Source organism: Janthinobacterium sp. FW305-129 (assembly GCF_020858115.1).
GTDB lineage: Bacteria > Pseudomonadota > Gammaproteobacteria > Burkholderiales > Burkholderiaceae_D > Janthinobacterium.
The window spans coordinates 227,461-243,099 of sequence record NZ_JACYMM010000011.1; the positions used below are offsets into that span (position 1 = coordinate 227,461).

The 15,639-nt window shown below is 64.0% G+C and carries 15 protein-coding genes; 8 read left to right on the forward strand and 7 right to left on the reverse strand.

The genetic code is table 11. From position 1 onward, the window contains the following. Positions 1-76: 76 nt before the first annotated feature. Positions 77-1,504, reverse strand: a complete 1,428-nt coding sequence (rsmB, locus tag IGS61_RS22250) for a 16S rRNA (cytosine(967)-C(5))-methyltransferase RsmB (RefSeq protein WP_230541608.1) — start codon at positions 1,502-1,504, stop codon at positions 77-79. A gap of 375 nt (positions 1,505-1,879) precedes the next feature. Between rsmB and argS the strand changes: the two genes are divergently transcribed. From argS to IGS61_RS22285, 7 genes are read left to right on the forward strand one after another with little or no spacing between them, the layout of a single operon-like run. Further along, positions 1,880-3,589, forward strand: a complete 1,710-nt coding sequence (argS, locus tag IGS61_RS22255; RefSeq protein WP_230541609.1) for an arginine--tRNA ligase — start codon at positions 1,880-1,882, stop codon at positions 3,587-3,589. Positions 3,590-3,609: 20 nt separating this feature from the next. Next, complete coding sequence (locus tag IGS61_RS22260) at positions 3,610-4,323, forward strand: SPOR domain-containing protein (RefSeq protein WP_230541610.1); 714 nt, start codon at positions 3,610-3,612, stop codon at positions 4,321-4,323. A gap of 9 nt (positions 4,324-4,332) precedes the next feature. Beyond that, positions 4,333-5,004: a thiol:disulfide interchange protein DsbA/DsbL gene (locus IGS61_RS22265; protein WP_230541611.1), complete on the forward strand. Its 672-nt coding sequence runs from the start codon at positions 4,333-4,335 to the stop codon at positions 5,002-5,004. A 37-nt stretch (positions 5,005-5,041) separates the two neighbouring features. After that, positions 5,042-5,803 (forward strand): SDR family oxidoreductase, encoded by a 762-nt coding sequence (locus IGS61_RS22270; RefSeq protein ID WP_230541612.1) that lies wholly within the window; start codon positions 5,042-5,044, stop codon positions 5,801-5,803. 10 nt (positions 5,804-5,813) lie between these two features. Then, positions 5,814-6,617, forward strand: a complete 804-nt coding sequence (locus IGS61_RS22275; protein ID WP_230541613.1) for a biotin--[acetyl-CoA-carboxylase] ligase — start codon at positions 5,814-5,816, stop codon at positions 6,615-6,617. Between the two features lie 4 nt (positions 6,618-6,621). Beyond that, positions 6,622-7,380: a type III pantothenate kinase gene (locus IGS61_RS22280; RefSeq protein ID WP_230541614.1), complete on the forward strand. Its 759-nt coding sequence runs from the start codon at positions 6,622-6,624 to the stop codon at positions 7,378-7,380. After that, the gene (locus IGS61_RS22285; protein WP_230541615.1) at positions 7,374-8,072 is read left to right on the forward strand and encodes an SPOR domain-containing protein; all 699 of its coding nucleotides are present in this window, start codon (positions 7,374-7,376) and stop codon (positions 8,070-8,072) included. Before IGS61_RS22280 ends, IGS61_RS22285 begins: the two co-directional genes overlap by 7 nt. On the opposite strand, the gene IGS61_RS22290 is transcribed toward IGS61_RS22285, so the two are convergent. The 6 genes from IGS61_RS22290 to IGS61_RS22315 form a co-directional block, all read right to left on the reverse strand. After that, positions 8,073-9,116 (reverse strand): septal ring lytic transglycosylase RlpA family protein, encoded by a 1,044-nt coding sequence (locus IGS61_RS22290; protein WP_230541616.1) that lies wholly within the window; start codon positions 9,114-9,116, stop codon positions 8,073-8,075. Beyond that, positions 9,116-10,231, reverse strand: coding sequence for a rod shape-determining protein RodA (rodA, locus tag IGS61_RS22295; protein WP_230541617.1), 1,116 nt, complete (start codon positions 10,229-10,231; stop codon positions 9,116-9,118). The genes IGS61_RS22290 and rodA overlap by 1 nt, the downstream gene beginning before the upstream one ends. 8 nt (positions 10,232-10,239) lie before the next feature. Next, on the reverse strand, positions 10,240-12,210 hold the full coding sequence (gene mrdA, locus IGS61_RS22300; RefSeq protein WP_230541618.1) for a penicillin-binding protein 2: 1,971 nt from the start codon (positions 12,208-12,210) through the stop codon (positions 10,240-10,242). Between the two features lie 12 nt (positions 12,211-12,222). Then, entirely contained in the window at positions 12,223-12,735 is a 513-nt protein-coding gene (mreD, locus tag IGS61_RS22305) for a rod shape-determining protein MreD (RefSeq protein ID WP_035824494.1), read from the reverse strand. After that, a complete protein-coding gene (gene mreC / locus IGS61_RS22310) occupies positions 12,732-13,778 on the reverse strand; it encodes a rod shape-determining protein MreC (protein ID WP_230541619.1) in 1,047 nt (348 codons plus the stop codon). The genes mreD and mreC overlap by 4 nt, the downstream gene beginning before the upstream one ends. Positions 13,779-13,886: 108 nt before the next feature. After that, entirely contained in the window at positions 13,887-14,930 is a 1,044-nt protein-coding gene (locus IGS61_RS22315) for a rod shape-determining protein (RefSeq protein ID WP_010393186.1), read from the reverse strand. 351 nt (positions 14,931-15,281) lie between these two features. On the opposite strand from IGS61_RS22315, the gene gatC reads away from it, so the two are divergent. Then, entirely contained in the window at positions 15,282-15,584 is a 303-nt protein-coding gene (gene gatC, locus IGS61_RS22320) for an Asp-tRNA(Asn)/Glu-tRNA(Gln) amidotransferase subunit GatC (protein WP_076568266.1), read from the forward strand. Positions 15,585-15,639: the final 55 nt, after the last annotated feature.

Genomic DNA, 15,639 nt, shown 5'->3' on the forward strand with positions numbered 1-15,639 from the left:
CAGGGCCAGGAGTCGGAAGAGTCGTGTTGTCACAAGTGTGCCGGTGTAGTCCGTAGGAAAAGGTTCGAGGAATCGCTCAAGCCGCATTTTTTTGGAATAGCGCATAGAACAAACCGTCATGGTCCTGCTCCGCGCTGCCAGTCGGCAACAGCTGGCCAGGCGCTGTCAATCGGGTCGCATTATTGCGCACCGCAAATGCCGCCGCCTGTGCCTCGGACTCTTGCGGCCACAATGAACATGTCACGAACAGCAATTTACCATCGGGGCGCAGCATCTGCCACAGGTTGTCCAGAATTTTGGAGGAAAGTGTTGCAAGTTGGAACGCATCTCCCTTGCGGCGCAACCAGCGAATATCGGGATGGCGGCGCACGATGCCCGAAGCCGTGCATGGCACGTCGGCCAGGATGCGGTCGTACTGCTGGCCGTCCCACCAGGCGCTCGATTGCGCATCTTGCGCCTTCAGGGTGGCTTCCAGTCCCAGGCGCTCGAGGTTTTCCGCGATGCGCGGCAGGCGCTTGGCGTCCGCATCGATGGCCGTCACCTGCACGTCGGCCAGCTCGAGGATGTGGCACGTCTTGCCGCCGGGTGCCGCGCAAGCGTCCAGCACGCGCATGCCATCCTGCAAGTCCAGCAACGGCGCGGCCAGTTGCGCGCCGGCATCTTGCACGGAGACGACGCCCTGCTCGAAGCCGGGGATCAGCGCCACGCCGATCGGCTTGTCCAGGCGCACGGCAAACGGTCCCACCTGGCGCGCGGCAATGCCCGCCTCAGCCAGCACGGCCAGATACGCCTCGACCGTGCTCTTGCGGCGATTCACGCGCAAGGTCAGTGGCGGCACAGCGTTGCCGGCCGTCAAAATGGCTTGCCAGTCGCGCGGGTAAGCCAGGCGCAGCGAGTCGATCCACCACTGTGGATAATTCCATTGCGCCAGAGGTTGCTGCAGGGCAGCTTCCAGCAAGGACTTGCGCTCGCGCAAGAAACGGCGCAAAACGGCGTTGACCATGCCCTTGGCGTGCGCCAGGTCAGGGTGCGAGGTGGCCACTGTGACAGCCTGGTCGACAACGGTGAATTCTTCGTACGGCTGTTCGCCTGGTTCGGCCGACATCAAGGACAGCGCGCAGCACAGCAGCGCAGCCAGCATCGGCGGCTCAGGCGCCTTCGACGTCATCAGGCCGACCAGGGTTTCGCTGCGGCCCAGCTGGCGCATGGTGCGATAGGAAATATCCTGGATGGCGCCGCGCGCCTGCGGGCTGGCGTTCGATTGCGCAAACACCTTGGCCAGCGCCTGCGGCAGGGCCGTGCCCGTGCGCACTTGCGCCACGGCATTGGCGGCGCCCAGCAGGCAAAACGCCAGCGAGTCGGTGCGCAAATCGGGTTGGAAGCCTGGCTGCAAGACCGGTTTCAGGTCAGGATGATAGCTGGGGCGCAATTTCGGTGCGGCAGGGGCAGAAGCCTGGCCTGGCGCCGGCTTGGTTCTCAATTTCAGCGTGGGGCGCTTGTTCATAGTTATCCGGTGTGGCTGCGCGCGGCGGGCTGCATGGTGGCAAAGTCGCGGCCGCGCGTCATCAATAAAGGGTCGATTGTAGCGTTTGTGGCGCCCTCTGACCCAAGCGATTGCAGCGATACCTGTAAATTGCGGCAAAAAACTGCATATATACAAGCAGAATGCGCCATGCTGATGTTTTCGTGCACAAACATGGGCATGCTGTCCTGATAATATCGTGAAATGCGCCGGCACGGGAAGCTTGGCGGCAAGCGTATTGTTCCCGGCGGCAAACCAGTATAATTAACGCAGTCTGGGCGGCGATGTCATGGCCGTCCGTTTTGCTTTTCGATACATTCTATTCATTCTTAACGCGGTTCCACCGCCATCCTGCTCATGCTCGCCCAACAGAAACAAGAAATCATCGCCCTGTTCCAGGCCGCCCTCGCTCCCGTCCTGGCCGGCACTTCGCTGACGCCATCCGTGGTGCTCGAGCGACCACGCGATGCATCGCATGGCGACGTCGCCTGCAACATCGCCATGCAACTGGCCAAGCAGCTGAAACAGAATCCGCGCGAACTGGCGCAAACCATCGTCACGGCCGTGCTGGCCAACCCGGCCGGCAAGGGATTGATCGAGGCAGTGGAAATCGCCGGTCCCGGCTTCATCAACGTGCGCGTGTCAAACACCGCCAAGCAGGCCGTGGTGAAAACCATCTTGAGCGAGGCCGACAGCTACGGCCGCAGCACGGCAGGCGCCGGCAAGCAAGTCATCCTGGAATTCGTCTCGGCCAACCCGACCGGCCCGCTGCACGTGGGCCACGGCCGCCAGGCGGCCCTGGGCGACGCCCTGTCGTCGCTGTTCGACGCGCAAGGCTACCAGGTGACGCGCGAGTTTTACTACAACGACGCGGGCGTGCAGATCCAGACCCTGGCCAATTCCGTGCAGGCGCGCGCGCGCGGCTTCAAGCCGGGCGACGCCGAATGGCCGGAGTCGGCCTACAACGGCGACTACATCGCCGACATCGCCAGCGACTTCAAGGCCGGCAAGACGGTCTCGGCAAGCGATGGCTTGCCCGCCACGGCCAATGGCAACGTCGACGACATCGATTCGATCCGCCCGTTCGCCGTCACCTACCTGCGCAACGAGCAGGACATCGACTTGCAGGCCTTCGGCGTGAAGTTCGACAATTACTACCTGGAATCGTCGCTGTACGCGGACGGCAAGGTCAACAGCGCCGTGGAAACCCTGATCAAGGCGGGCCATACGTACGAGCAGGACGGCGCGCTGTGGCTGCGCACCACCGACTTCGGCGACGACAAGGACCGCGTCATGCGCAAGACGGACGGTACCTACACGTATTTCGTGCCAGACGTGGCGTATCACCTGGTGAAATGGCAGCGCGGCTTCGTGCAGGCCATCAATATCCAGGGCAGCGACCACCACGGCACCATCGCGCGCGTGCGCGCCGGCCTGCAGGCGGTCGACATGGGCATCCCGCAAGGCTACCCCGACTACGTACTGCACAAGATGGTCACCGTCATGAAGGACGGCGAAGAAGTCAAGATTTCCAAGCGCGCCGGCTCCTACGTGACCGTGCGCGACCTGATCGAATGGTCGGGCGGCGGCGATATCGCCAAGGGCCGCGACGCCGTGCGCTTCTTCCTGATCTCGCGCAAGGCCGACACGGAATTCGTCTTCGACGTCGACGTGGCGCTGAAAACCACCGATGAAAACCCGGTCTATTACGTACAGTACGCGCATGCGCGCATCTGCCGCATCCTGGAAAACTGGGGCGGCGATGAAAGCACGGTCGCTGGCGTGGACTTGTCCCCGCTGACGGCACCGACCGAAGCGACCCTGCTGGCGACCCTGGCCGCCTACCCTGAAATGCTGGCGCGCGCGCAAGCCGAACTGGGACCGCATCAAGTCGCCTTCTACCTGCGCGACCTGGCCGCCAACCTGCACAGCTTCTACTTCGCCGAAAAAGTGCTGGTCGAGGACGAAGCCGTCAAGATGGCCCGCCTGGCCCTCGTCATCGCCGCGCGCCAGGTATTGCGCAACGGCCTGGCACTGATCGGCGTGTCCGCGCCAAACAAAATGTAATCGCGAAGGTCTAATCGTCAATGAATCATGCTTCCCGCTTCTCTTCGACCCGGCGCCAGCAGGGCAATACCCTGGTCGGCATCATCATCGGCCTGGTCATCGGCCTGGGCATCGCCGTGGTGGTCGCCCTGGTGATCAGCAAGGGCGCCTCGCCCTTCACCGACAAGTCGGGCAAGGCCGGCAAGTCGGCCGAACCGACGGCCGGCCAGATCGCCGATCCGAACAAGCCAATGTACGGCAACAAGGAAGCGGCCAAGGAAGCGGCGCGCGACTTCTCCAAAGAGCCGCGCGAGATCGTCACGCCGGCGCAACCTGCCGCGCCGGCACCCGCGCCCACCACCGCGCAGCAGCCGAAGGCGCCGCCGCCGGACGCGCTGCAGGAATTGATCGGCACATTGAAAGACAAACCGGCGCCGAAAACGCCGGCGGCAGCAGCGCCAGCGCCGCAAGCCAAGGCCGATGTGAAAGCCGAAGCCAAGGCCGATGCAGCCAGCGACAAATGGATTTATTATCTGCAGGCCGGCGCCTTCCATGACATGTCGGACGCCGAAAGCACGCGCGGCAAACTGGCGCTGCTCGGTTTCGAGGCGGCCATCAGCGACCGCAGCACCGATGCCGGCGTGCTGCACCGCGTGCGCATCGGACCGTTCAACCAGCTCGAAGCGATGAACCGCGCGCGCACCAAACTGTCTGAAAACGGTATCGATGTCGCCGTCGTCCGCAACCAAAAATAAGGAACCAGCATGCGTTTTCTGAAGAAGGTGTTGTTGGCCGCCGCCCTGTGCGGCGCCGCCATGGGCGCGTCGGCCTCGCCGGCCGAGCCGAAGAATGGCGTCGAATACGAAACCCTGGCCACGCCGCAGGCGACGGAATCGGGCAAGAAAATCGAAGTGACGGAATTCTTCGCCTATTACTGCCCGCATTGCAACGTGCTCGAACCGCAACTGGCGGCCTGGGTCAAGAAACAGGGCGACAACATCGTCTTCAAGCGCGTGCACGTGTCGCGCGATGACAGCGTGGCGCCGCAGCAGCGCCTGTTCTTCACCCTGCAAGCCATGGGCCTGGTCGACAAGCTGCACACCAGCGTCTTCCACGCCATGCACGTGGAGCGCAACCGCCTGGCCACCGACGATGCCGTCTTCGACTTCGTCGCCAAACAGGGCGTGGACCGCCAGAAATTCATCGACACCTACCGTTCGATGGGTATCTCGGCCCGCGTGCGCCGCGCGGACGCCATGATGCAGGGCTATAACGTCACGTTCTGGCCCATGATCGCCATCGATGGCCGCTACATCACCTCGCCTTCGCAGGCCGACCAGGGCAGCAAGTCGGCCAAGAACGAAGAGCAGCTGAACGCCCAGGCGCTCAGCGTGATGGACGTGCTGGTCGCGAAAGCCAAAGCGGAAAAGAAATAAGCATGGCCACTTCCCTGGCGCGCCCGGGCATCGCCTGATGCACAGCGTTTTCATCACGGGCGCGTCGAGCGGACTGGGTGCCGCCCTGGCGCTGCAGTACGCGCGCCAGGGCGCCCAACTGGGCTTGCTGGCCCGCCGCGGCGACACCCTGCAGCAACTGATCGCTTCCCTGCCCCACCCTGAACGCCACCGCGCCTACGCCGTCGATGTATGCGACCACGCCGCCCTGAAAAGCGCGGCAGGTGACTTCATCGCCCACGCCGGCCGCATCGACGTCGTCATCGCCAGCGCCGGCGTGTCCTACGGCACCCTGAGCGAACACGCGGAAGACCTCGACGCCTTCGCCCGTTTGATGGCCATCAACGTCACGGCCACCGTCGCCACCTTCGCGCCTTTCATCGCCGCCATGAAAAACCAGGGCAGCGGACGCCTGGTGGGCATCGGCAGCGTGGCCGGCATACGCGGCCTGCCCGGCGCCGAAGCCTACAGCGCCTCGAAGGCGGCCGTCATCAGCTACTGCGAATCGCTGCGCCTGGAATTGAAACCGGCGGGCATCAAGGTCGTCACCATCACGCCCGGCTACATCGACACGCCGATGACGCGCCATAACGCCTATCGCATGCCCTTCCTGATGCCGGCCGAAAAATTCGCCCTACGCGCCGCGCGCGCCATCGCCGACGGCGACAGCTACCGCGTGATCCCGTGGCAGATGAGCGTCGTCGCCAAGCTGCTGCGCGCGCTGCCCAATGCCATCTACGACCGGGCCTTCGCGAATGCGCCGCACAAGGCGCGCAACTGAACTGATCACCATGACGAAGCACTCAGACTTGAACAGCGCGGCCATCGCCGCCCATTGCGCCACGGGCGCTTCCCACGTTGCCATCGAAGTGGTCGACGAAACGGGATCGACCAACGCCGACCTGCTGGCGCGCTGCGCCACCCTGGCCGGCCCCACCCTGCGCATCGCCGGCCAGCAGACTGCCGGACGCGGGCGTGCCGGACGGCCGTGGGTGTCGCAGCCGGACGCCAGCCTGATGTTTTCGCTGGCCTGGCGCTTCAAGGGACCGCTGCACCGGCTGGTCGGCTTGCCGCTGGCCGTCGGCGTGGCGCTGGCCGAAAGCATGACGGCGCTGGGCGTGCCAGTGCAGCTGAAATGGCCGAACGATCTGCTCAAGGATGGCCACAAACTGGCGGGCATCCTCGTCGAGACGCAGCAGGCGCAGGGCAACGATAGTGGTGGCGTGTGGGCCGTCATCGGCTGCGGCATCAATCTCTTGATGCCCGATGCGCTGGAACGGCAGATCGGGCGCAGCGTCTCGGCCGTGCCCTGGCTGGCGCAGATGGAGCGCAATACCCTGGTGGCGGCCCTGCTCAGCCGCCTGGCCGGCGTGCTGGCCGAATTCGACGACACGGGCTTTGCGCCGTTTACGGAACGCTGGAACGCACTGCACGCATGGCAGGGCCAGCACGTGAAAATCCTCGACAACGGCCAGCTGCTGCAGCAAGGCGTGGCGGCCGGCGTGGATCACCTGGGCCGTTTGCTGCTGCGTACCGATGGCGGCCTGCAGGAAATCATGTCCGGCGACGTGTCCTTGCGCCTGGCCGGGGAGTAAGCGCATGCTGCTGCTGATCGACGCCGGCAATACGCGCATCAAATGGGCGCTCGTGGCCGCCGATAGTGCCGCCGGCGGCTGGCTGGCCAGCGGCGCCGTCACGCACACGCAGATCGATACCCTGGCCGCGCAGTGGGCGCCACTTGCCATCAGCGAGGCGCTGCTGTCGAACGTGGCGGGCGCCGTCATCGGCACGCGCCTGCGCGCCATGCTGCCGGTGGCCCCCGGCGATTTTGCCTCGCTGCCGCAACTGGCCGGACTGACGAACGGCTATCGCGTACCATCGCAGCTGGGCTGCGACCGCTTTGCCGCCGCCATCGGCGCGCACGCGCTGGCGCCAGGCCAGGCCGTCATCGTCGCCAATTGCGGCACCGCCACCACCATCGACGCCATCACGGCCGATGGCGTTTTCCTCGGCGGGATGATCTTGCCGGGACTGGGATTGATGGCCAGCTCGCTGGCGCGCAATACGGCGCAGCTGCCGCACATCGCCAGCGATGCCGTGCTGCCGGCCGGCTTTGCCGACAATACGGACGACGCCATCCTCTCCGGCTGCCTGGCGGCGCAGGCGGGCGCCATCGAAAGGGCCGTGCGCATGCACGGCGCCAGCGCCTGCCTGCTGTCGGGCGGCGCCGCAGCGCGCATTGCACCGGCCCTGGCGCTGGCGGTACCGCTGCACCTGGTGGACAATATCGTCATGCTCGGCCTGCAAGCGGCCGCGCGCGCCGGAGCCCCAGGAACACAAGGAAACCACGTATGCTGAAATTCGTCTTCTGGCTGCTGGCCGGCGTCAACCTGCTGGTGCTGGCCATCGGCCAGGGTTATCTGGGCAGTTTTCGCACGGAGACGCGCGAACCGGCGCGCCTGAAAAACCAGCTGCAGGCGGGCAAGCTCACCTTGCTGACGCAGGAGCAGGCCACGGCGCCCGCCGCGCCGCCGGCCGCCGAAGAGGCGGAGAAGCCGGTGGCGGCCGTGCCGGCACCGCCGACGACGTATGCCTGCACGGAAGTGGGCAATTTCCTGCTGGCCGACGGGCGCCGCTTCGAGGCGCAAGTGGCCGCGCTGGACCTGGGCGACCGCCAGTCGCGCCGCAACGTGGCCGGCCAGGACATTTCCAGCTACATGGTGTACATCCCGCCGCAGGGCAGCAAGGAAGGCGCCGACCGCAAGGCCGGCGAATTGAAGCAGCTGGGCGTGACGAATTACTTCATCATGAACGAAAGCAGCCCGCTGCGCTGGGGCATTTCACTGGGCGTATTCAAGTCGGAAAGCGGTGCGCAAAGCCAGCTGGCATCGCTCAACAAACAGGGCGTGCACAGCGCGCGCATCGCCCCCCGCTACAGCGCCAGCAAGCAGCTGGCCTACCAGTTCCGCGACCTCGACGCCGCCACGCGCACGCGCCTGGAGAAGATCAAGGCGCAGTTCCCGGAACAAGACCTGCGCAATTGTAAATAACTACCTTTGGATCACGATGGGCTTGATGCCCGTCGATTCCGGCAAATTCGCCGCCGCGCGTGCCGCCTCGGCGCGGCTGGAGAACGGTCCGCCGTACAGGCGGAACAGGTTACCGGCCTGCACCACGCCCAGGGTACCCAAGGCCGCCGCGTACGGCGCAAGGCGCGAACGCCCCGATTCCGCATTGTCGGCCCGCGAATAGGCGCCCAGCTGCAAATAGAAGCCGCTGGCCAGCGCTGCCGGGGCTGGCATGGCCACTGTCGCATCGACGGGCAGCATCTGCGACGATACTTCCGGCTGCACCACGGCACCCGTTTCCACGGGCGTGTCGATGGAGATGGCCACCACCGACGGCACCGGCTTTGGCGCCGCGCGGGCCGCGAGAATGGCATCAATATCGGCCGGCAGCAGGCGTTCGACGACCACCTGGTGGCTGCCCTTGCCGAGGAAGCCCAGTTTCAGCGCCGCCGTGTAGGACACGTCGATGACGCGCGTGGCGTGGAACGGGCCGCGGTCGTTGATGCGCACGATCACCTGCTCGCCGCTGTCGATGCTCGTCACGCGCGCATACGACGGGATCGGCAAGGTCGGATGGGCCGCCGTCATCTTGTACATATCGTAGATTTCGCCCGACGAGGTGCGCTGGCCATGGAATTTCTTGCCATACCAGGTGCCCGTGCCCTTCTGCGTAAACGGTTCGTTGTCGGTGATCGGCGTGTACGTCTTGCCAAAGACGACATACGGACGGTTCGAGCGCGTCGAATACGGCTCGTTGCGCACTTCCGCGTCGGGTACGTCGCGCAGGTTGGCCGGCGGATTGTCTCCCGGGCCATCGTCCTTGTAGTAGCCGCCACGGCCGGAACCGGCCGCCGGCAATACCGGCAAGGTGGGATCCTGGCGCACCGGCACCTTGACCTTGCCGCCGGACGGCAGCGGCACGTTGTTCGATGCGGGCTTGTGCGGCGTGGTGCCGCAGGCGGCCAGGGTCAGCAGGATCGTCAGGCTCAGCCCGCGCATGGCGAAGGTATCGAAAGGCGCCCGCATCAGGTTTGCACCAGCTTGCGGTGGCGCTGAATGCTCATCAGGATACCGGTGGCCACGCCCAGGGTCAGCAGCGCGGTGCCGCCATAGCTGAGGAATGGCAGGGGAACGCCGACCACCGGCACGATGCCGCTGACCATGCCCATGTTTACAAACGCATACGTAAAGAAAATCATTGTTATCGCTCCTGCCAGCAGGCGAGTGAAAAAACTGGGGGCATTGGCGGCGATCATCATCCCCCGTCCCACCAGCAGCAAATACATCAGCATCAGGATCAAGTTACCCACCAGGCCGAATTCCTCGGAATATACGGCAAAAATAAAATCGGTCGTGCGCTCCGGGACGAATTCCAGGTGGGCCTGCGTGCCGTGCGTCCAGCCCTTGCCCGTCATGCCGCCGGAACCGATGGCGATGATGGACTGGATGATATGGAAGCCCTTGCCCAGCGGATCCTTGGTCGGATCGATCAGCATCATCACGCGGTCGCGCTGGTAATCATGCAGGTGCGACCAGGCGATCGGCAGGCAAGAGACAAAGGTGATCAGCAAGCCGGCCAGCACCTTCCACGACAAGCCGGCCAGAAAGATGACGGTAAAGCCGGCCGCCACCACCAGCAGCGCCGTGCCCAGGTCGGGCTGGCGCGCGATCAGGTACACGGGCACCAGCAGCAGCACGGCCGCCATCAGGAACGACTTCCAGCGCAGGGCGCCCGCATTGTGCTGGAAGAACCAGGCCAGCATCAGCGGCGTGGCGATCTTCAGGAATTCGGACGGCTGGATGTCGATCACGCCGATATGCAGCCAGCGCCGCGCACCGAGCTTGATGGTGCCGAACAGCGCCACGGCCACCAGCAAGATCACCGATACCGTATACGCGGGCACGGCGATGCGCATCATCATCTGCGGCGTGACATTGGCCGCCACCCACATGACGAAAAAGCACAGCAGGATGTTGCGCAAGTGGTCCTCGATCTTGCCGGGGATGCCGATGCTGGCCGAATACAGGGTCAGCAGGCTGGTGCACAGCAGCATCAGGATGATGATCATCAGCGGCGGATCGAACACCGCCAGGTAGGGTTTGGCGCGCCGCCACAGCGAGCGCCTCTCGTTAATGGGCATGTGCTTCCTTATTGCCTGGCAGGCGGCGCCGGGGCGGCCTGCTCGTCGGTGATTTCTTCCAGGGTGCGCACTTCGTCGACATCTTCCTTGGGCACCTTGGTGGTGTCCTTTTCCTTGTCGCTCGGGCGCTTGCCCAGCAGGTAGTAGTCGAGCGCCTTGCGCGCGATCGGCGCGGCCACGCCGGCACCGAAGCCCGCGTTTTCCACCACGATGGCGATCGCGATACGCGGCTTGTCGGCCGGCGCGAATGCCGTAAACAGGGCATTGTCGCGCAGGCGTTCGGCCAGCAGCTTGGCGTTGTACTTCTCGTTTTTCTTGATGCCCACCACCTGCGCCGTACCCGTCTTGCCGCCCACCGTGTACTGCACGCCGGTGAAGATGCGCGCTGCCGTGCCGCCCTGTTCGCTGGTCACGCCCACCATGGCGCGCTTGATGATGTCGATGTTTTCCTGCTTGAGCGCGATGCGGTAGCTTTCCTTGGGCACCGTCAGGGTACGCGCGCGCGTGGCCGCGTCTTCGATGATTTTCACCAGATGCGGCTTCATCACCACGCCGTTATTGGCCAGGTTGGCCGTCGCGTGGGCGATCTGCAGCGGCGTGTAGGAATTGTAGCCGGAGCCGTTACTCACCGAAATCGTGTCGCCGCCCACCCATTTTTTCTGCTGCGGCGTCTTGAAGCGGTTGCGCTTCCATTCCGTCGACGGCAGCACGCCCGTCTTTTCATTATTCAGGTCGATGCCCGTCAGCTGGCCGAAGCCGAACGGCTTCATGAAGTCGTGGATGGCGTCGATGCCCATGTCGCGGCCCAGCTGGTAATAATAGGTGTTGCACGAGACGACGATGGACTTGTGCATGTCCACCGTGCCATGGCCACCCACCTTGTCGTCGCGGAAGGTGTGGCCGCCGAGGATGAAGAAGCCGGGATCGGAAATCGATTGGCTCGGCGTGCGCTTGCCCAGTTCCAGCGCGGCCAGCGCCATGAAGGGCTTGAAGGTCGAACCGGGCGCGTAGGTGCCGGACAGGGGACGGTTGACCATCGGCCGGTCCAGCGAGGTATTGAGTTCGTTCCAGCTTTGCTGGTCGATGCCGTCGACGAACAGGTTCGGATCGTAGCCTGGCTTGGAGATGTAGGCGAGGATGTCGCCCGTGGCCGGATCTATCGCCACGGCCGCGCCGCGCCATTCGCCGAACGCTTCCTCGACCACCTTCTGCAGCTCGATGTCGATCGACAGGATCAGGTTATTGCCGGGCGTGGCCGCCGTGCGCGACAGGGTGCGCATGGCGCGCCCGCCGGCCGACACTTCCACCTCTTCATAGCCGGTGGTGCCATGCAGCTGCTTTTCGTAGCTTTTTTCCAGGCCTTCCTTGCCGATATGGTCGGTGCCGTTGTAGTTGGCCGCGTCCTCGCCCTCTTCCAGCGCCTTGGCCTCATTGCGGTTGATGCGGCCGATGAAGCCCACCACGTGCGACGCCACCTCGCCCATCGGATACTGGCGGAACAGGCGCGCCTGCACCTCCACGCCGGGGAAACGGAAACGCTGCGCCGTGAAGCGCGCCACCTCCTCGTCCGTCAGGCGCGTGCGCAGCGGCACGCTGACGAAGTTCTTCGATTCTTCCAGCAGCTTCTTGAAGCGGCGGCGATCCTTGACGTCGATCTGCACCAGTGTCGACAGCTCATCGATCACCGAATCGAGGCTGGCGCTCAATTTCGACGGCGTGATTTCCAGCGTGTAGGCCGAGTAATTGCGCGCCAGGACCACGCCGTTGCGGTCGAGGATCAGGCCGCGCGTGGGCACGATGGGCACCACGGCGATGCGGTTGTCCTCGGCCTTGGTGGCGTAGTCCTCGTGCTTGATCACCTGCAGCCAGATGAAGCGCGCCAGCAGCAGCGAAAAGCAGACGAAGACGAGCGCGCCCAGGATGGTCAGGCGCATGCGGAAAAAATGCAGTTCGCGCTCGGTATTTTTCAGTTCGGTCATGGCAGGCGCCCGTCAGATCGGCCGGTTATGGTCGCGGTCCACGGCGCGGCGCTGCGGCGCCAGCAGGATCCACGTCACGAAAGGCCACAGGGCGACGGCGACGAAGCTCTCGATGAAATTGAGCCAGCCGGGGAAACGGCCCGAGACGATCAGCCGCGTCAGCAATTGCAGCGCCTGCGTCAGCAGCAGCAGCGGCAGTACGTGCAGCGCCTGCGTCAGGATGGGGAACCACAGCACGCGGCGGTGCATCATGATGGCGAAATACGACAGCAAGGTATAGGCCAGCGCATTCTCGCCCAGCAGGGTCGAGTCGTGCACGTCCATCATCAGGCCCATGAAGAACGCCACGCCGATGCCGACCTTGCGCGGCTGGTGTATGCCCCAGAAGACCAGCACCAGGGCGACGAAATCGGGCACGCCGACGAATTGCCCCCATGGCAGCAGATTCAGCAGAAAAGCGCACAGCAGGGAAAAACCGATGAACAGGGGGCTGACCGGCAGCAGGATGTAATGCGGGCGGTTCATCGTGTCGCTTCCTTCGGTGGCACGGCAGCAGGCGCTGGTGCAGGTCCTGCAGGCGCCGCGGGTTTCGGCGCGGGGGTGGCGGGCGGTTTCGCGGCCGGCGCTGTTGCGGCGGCGGCCGCAGGCTCCTTGGCCGGGTCCTTGATCGGCGCCATCTTGCCGGCGATCTTGCGGCCCGTCTTGACTTCTTCGGCCGGTGGGCGCGGCGGAATCTCGGGCGACGTCATCAGGATGAGCAGCTGAGTGTTGCGTTCGATGCCGGCCAGCGGCTGGCACACGACGCGGCCGAACGGGCCATGTGCATTGCGCTCTACCAGGGTCACGCGCGCCACGGCCAAGCCGGCCGGGTACAGGCCATCAAGGCCCGAGGTAATGACAATGTCGCCGATCTGGATGTCGGCGCTAGGGGCCGTGAAGCGCAACTCCATGGTGCCGGACTTGCCGCGGCCGATAGCCACGCTGCGCACGCCATTGCGCAGCAGTTGCACGGGGATGGCCTGCTCTTCGTCCGTCAGCAAGGTCACTTCGGAGGTGAACGGGAACACGCGCGTGACCTGCCCCACCACGCCCAGGTTGTCGATCACGGGGCGGCCCAGTTCCACGCCGTTCTGGATGCCGCGATCGAGCACGATCTTGCGCGAGGCCGAATCGCGCGTGTCGTACAGCACTTCGGCCATCATGGTCTTGACGGGCACGCGCTCGCGCGCTTCCATCAGCTTGCGCAAGTGGTTGTTTTCAACGATATTGAGCTGCGCCTGCTGCATGATCTGCGCCGAGGCGATCTGTTCGTGCTTCAGGTCGCGCACCTGTTTTTCCAGGGCGGACAGCGATGAAAAATAATTGCCGACGCCCAGCGCCACGTCGCGCGGCACCAGGGCCGCCATCTGCACCGGATACAGCACGGTGCCGACCGCCTGGCGCACGGCCGTCAGCGCGTGCATGCGCGAATCGACCAGCAACAGGGCGATAGAAATGCCGGCGAACACCATCATCTTGACGCGGGCGGAAGCGCCTTGTTTGAAAAGTGGCGGAGGACTGTATTCCATGACTTCCAATAATCAGGCCAGGCGCAGTGCGCCAACGTGCAGGCCCCGGTCAGACGCCGGCGCCAAAACCAAAAAAAGGCCGGAATGGTTTCCGGCCCTTCTGTCAGATTATTCGTAGGAGAAGATCGAGCCGAGCTTGTCCATACGTTCCAGGGCCATCCCGGAACCGCGCACCACGCAGGTGAGCGGGTCCTCGGCCACCAGCACCGGCAGGCCGGTTTCCTCCATCAGCAGGCGGTCCAGGTCGCGCAGCAGTGCGCCGCCGCCTGTCAGCATCATGCCTTTTTCGGCGATGTCGGCGCCCAGTTCCGGCGGCGTCTGTTCCAGCGCGTTTTTCACGGCCGAGACGATGTTGTTCAGCGGGTCGGTCAGCGCTTCGAGAATCTCGTTGCTGGAAATGGTGAACGAACGGGGGATGCCTTCGGACAGGTTGCGGCCCTTGACTTCCATTTCCTTCACTTCCGAACCTGGGAAGGCCGAACCGATGGCCTTCTTGATGGCTTCGGCCGTCTGTTCGCCGATCAGCATGCCGTAGTTGCGGCGGATGTAGTTGACGATGGCTTCATCGAACTTGTCGCCGCCGACGCGCACGGAACCCTTGTAGACCATGCCGCCCAGCGAAATGATGCCCACTTCGGTGGTGCCGCCGCCGATGTCGACCACCATCGAGCCGGTCGCTTCCGACACGGGCAGACCCGCGCCGATGGCCGCTGCCATCGGTTCCTCGATCAGGTACACCTGCGAGGCGCCGGCACCCAGGGCCGATTCGCGGATCGCGCGGCGCTCGACCTGGGTCGAACCGCACGGCACGCAAATGATGATGCGCGGCGATGGACGGAAGAATTTCGAGTCGTGCACCATGCGGATGAATTGCTTGAGCATCTGCTCGGTCACGGTGAAGTCGGCGATCACGCCATCTTTCATCGGACGAATCGCTTCGATATTGCCCGGCACCTTGCCCAGCATCTGCTTGGCTTCCTTGCCGACTGCCTGAATGGTCTTCTTGCCATTCGGACCGCCTTCCTGGCGGATGGCGACGACGGATGGCTCGTCCAGGACGATACCGAGGCCGCGCACATAAATAAGGGTGTTGGCCGTGCCCAAGTCAATGGCCAGATCGGTGGAGATATACCTGCGTAAAAAACCAAACATGAGTGTCCTGTAGCGCATCGAGCTGCGCAAAAGCTGTTTATGGGGAGTTTCAAAGCGGGCGCTTTCAGGCACCCTGAAAATCCATGAAGGCGATTTTTCCGGGTTTCGCTTGGCGCTTGCGCAATCTTTTCTATGCTGCGGCAGCGGTCCATCAGCGCCGGCAACGCATTAACCCGCCATTCTACCTTATAATTTGAATGCGATTTGCTCAAAAACCATGGAAAAGTGCGACTCTTGCAGCCGCGAGTTACGCGGCATTCCTCGATTTTTGTGAGCAAAATAGCAGTAAATACCCGCGTTTTATCAAAACGCCAACTTAATACTAATGCGCGGCACTCCGCGCCATTCGCCATGTCCCTGACACTCTCCGACGTAAAACGCATCGCCCACCTGGCCCAACTTGAAATGGCCGACGACCAGGCCGTCACGTCTTTGGCCCAATTGAACAAGATTTTTGCACTGGCCGAGCAAATGCAAGCCGTCAATACCGATGGCGTGGCGCCCCTGAGCCACCCGCTGGCCGCCCACATGGACAATATCGCCCTGCGCCTGCGCGAGGACGTCGCCACGGAAACGAATCGCCGCGACGCCTACCAGGCCGTGGCACCGAAGGTACAAGATGGACTCTACCTCGTGCCAAAAGTGATCGAATAAGCATCTTTCACGCCCTCGCCGAATACGCTTGTCTTCCGCCGAATAAAATCAACTA

Excerpts from the sequence above, each read along its gene's own strand:
- rsmB (WP_230541608.1), bottom strand. The coding sequence starts at position 1,504 with ATGAACAAGCGCCCCACGCTGAAATTGAGAACCAAGCCGGCGCCAGGC.
- argS (WP_230541609.1), top strand. The coding sequence starts at position 1,880 with ATGCTCGCCCAACAGAAACAAGAAATCATCGCCCTGTTCCAGGCCGCC.
- IGS61_RS22260 (WP_230541610.1), top strand. The coding sequence starts at position 3,610 with ATGAATCATGCTTCCCGCTTCTCTTCGACCCGGCGCCAGCAGGGCAAT.
- IGS61_RS22265 (WP_230541611.1), top strand. The coding sequence starts at position 4,333 with ATGCGTTTTCTGAAGAAGGTGTTGTTGGCCGCCGCCCTGTGCGGCGCC.
- IGS61_RS22270 (WP_230541612.1), top strand. The coding sequence starts at position 5,042 with ATGCACAGCGTTTTCATCACGGGCGCGTCGAGCGGACTGGGTGCCGCC.
- IGS61_RS22275 (WP_230541613.1), top strand. The coding sequence starts at position 5,814 with ATGACGAAGCACTCAGACTTGAACAGCGCGGCCATCGCCGCCCATTGC.
- IGS61_RS22280 (WP_230541614.1), top strand. The coding sequence starts at position 6,622 with ATGCTGCTGCTGATCGACGCCGGCAATACGCGCATCAAATGGGCGCTC.
- IGS61_RS22285 (WP_230541615.1), top strand. The coding sequence starts at position 7,374 with ATGCTGAAATTCGTCTTCTGGCTGCTGGCCGGCGTCAACCTGCTGGTG.
- IGS61_RS22290 (WP_230541616.1), bottom strand. The coding sequence starts at position 9,116 with ATGCGGGCGCCTTTCGATACCTTCGCCATGCGCGGGCTGAGCCTGACG.
- rodA (WP_230541617.1), bottom strand. The coding sequence starts at position 10,231 with ATGCCCATTAACGAGAGGCGCTCGCTGTGGCGGCGCGCCAAACCCTAC.
- mrdA (WP_230541618.1), bottom strand. The coding sequence starts at position 12,210 with ATGACCGAACTGAAAAATACCGAGCGCGAACTGCATTTTTTCCGCATG.
- mreD (WP_035824494.1), bottom strand. The coding sequence starts at position 12,735 with ATGAACCGCCCGCATTACATCCTGCTGCCGGTCAGCCCCCTGTTCATC.
- mreC (WP_230541619.1), bottom strand. The coding sequence starts at position 13,778 with ATGGAATACAGTCCTCCGCCACTTTTCAAACAAGGCGCTTCCGCCCGC.
- IGS61_RS22315 (WP_010393186.1), bottom strand. The coding sequence starts at position 14,930 with ATGTTTGGTTTTTTACGCAGGTATATCTCCACCGATCTGGCCATTGAC.
- gatC (WP_076568266.1), top strand. The coding sequence starts at position 15,282 with ATGTCCCTGACACTCTCCGACGTAAAACGCATCGCCCACCTGGCCCAA.